Source organism: Romboutsia sp. (genome assembly GCF_035470145.1).
Taxonomy (GTDB): Bacteria; Bacillota; Clostridia; order Peptostreptococcales; family Peptostreptococcaceae; genus Romboutsia_D.
The window spans coordinates 1-1,764 of the sequence record NZ_DATIRC010000316.1 but is presented as its reverse complement, the minus strand read 5'-3'; the positions used below and the strand labels follow the sequence as shown (position 1 = coordinate 1,764).

Here is a 1,764-nt window from a genome sequence, read left to right as displayed (position 1 = left end):
AATAGCTTGCCATCTTTTCTTTTTATTCTTCCAATATGGGTTATTATAGTACCCGATTTTGATTTTAGTTCTTCATTTAATTCTTTTCTGTAGTCGTATCTTTTATCTATAGTTATCGTAAAATCATTTATATCAAATTGTATTCTTCCTGCAAACAACTTATCCACGTGTTTTATAAGAGTTCCAGGAAACTTGTCCAAATTAATCACATGAAAATCAATATATTCCACATAAGAATTTTTAGATTTTATATAATTATCATTTGTATATCCTTCTATATTAAAATCATTTATAGTATTTATTGTTACAGATATAGGCTTATAACCATACATTTCAAGTATAGCGTTATCATAATCTAATTCTAAGTCAATATCTTCATCTTCAACACATAATATTTGAGCTTTAAAATTTATAGATACTGGAGGTGTCATTTTGTAATATATTATTCCACTACATTTATATTTTTTATCTAAATAAATGCAAAATCGCCCTTCATAAATGCTAATATCTTCGTCTACCTTGTATCTCAAATAGTCTGATGATATAGCATTATTAACTACCTTCATAGCTAGCCCACCTTCACTTTCTTATCATACTATATCATTATATCATAATAGAGTAGGCAATATGTAATTTAATCGATAATTAGTTATTTATTCTTTATAAATTATATTTTTAGCTTATTAATGAATATAATTTATAAAGTGCTACGATTTAATTTCATTTATAGCACTTTATAAAATTTAAATAAAGGGTCTGTTAAATCAAATTGATAGACCCTTTATTTCTAAATAGATAAATAGTCTAGTTTATTTATTTATTTTTTTCTTCTAATGAATAATTTTCTTTTCTAAATAGATTAGGATAATCTTCTCTTATCATTTTCTTAAGGCTTAGAACTAATATCACAAAAATAATTATAATAGGAGTTCCCCCTATTATTGCAGAAGCTTGAGCTGATTCTAATCCTCCTAATAACACTAATGATACTGCTACTAATCCAAAAACAAATGCCCACAATAACCTATTCCATCTTTTAGGTTCTTCATTACCTTTTAATTGTTTTGTACATATAGATGCTAAAACATATGCTGAAGAATCTATTGTTGTTGCTAAAAATATAAAACATATAATTCCATACACTATTGTAATAAAATTAGGAAATGGCATTGTTTTTAATATTTCAATAATCGCCATTTCACTTCCTAATGTATTTAGTATTTGGGAAATATTTAATATATTATTTTTTTCAAGGTATAATGAGTACCCACCAAATATTGCAAAGAAGAAACAGCTACCTAAAGCCCCCCACGTAATCATCCCTACTGAAACTTGTTTTAATGTTCTACCTTTTGATATTCTAGCTATAAATAAACCCATCATAGGAGCATATGACAACCACCATCCCCAGTAAAAAGCTGTCCATCTTTCAACAAATCCACCTTGGCCTATTGGATCAGTCCAAAAACTCATTCTTATTACATTTTGTAAATATAGACCAATACTATTTGTTTCTACTTTTAAAATAAACCTGCTTGGTCCTATGAAAAAAACAAATATTGCAAATCCTATAGCTAAAACTATATTGATATTGCTAAATATTTTTATACCTTTATCTAACCCTCTATAAACACTAATACCAAATAGTAATATCCATATAAATATAATTATAAGCTTTAATATCCAACTATCTGGTATATTTAATACCTCACTTGCTATAGTAGATATCATTGGTACAGCTAATCCTAATGATGCACCAATACC

1 protein-coding gene and 1 pseudogene are annotated in these 1,764 nt (G+C 26.6%); both read right to left on the bottom strand.

Annotated elements, in window-relative coordinates; translation table 11 throughout:
• Window positions 1–566 (bottom strand): annotated as a pseudogene (locus tag VLM92_RS12860) (hypothetical protein); the annotation flags it as partial.
• A gap of 247 nt (window positions 567–813) precedes the next feature.
• Window positions 814–1,764: BCCT family transporter (locus tag VLM92_RS12855; protein WP_325276734.1), on the bottom strand; the 951-nt coding region annotated here is incomplete at its 5' end.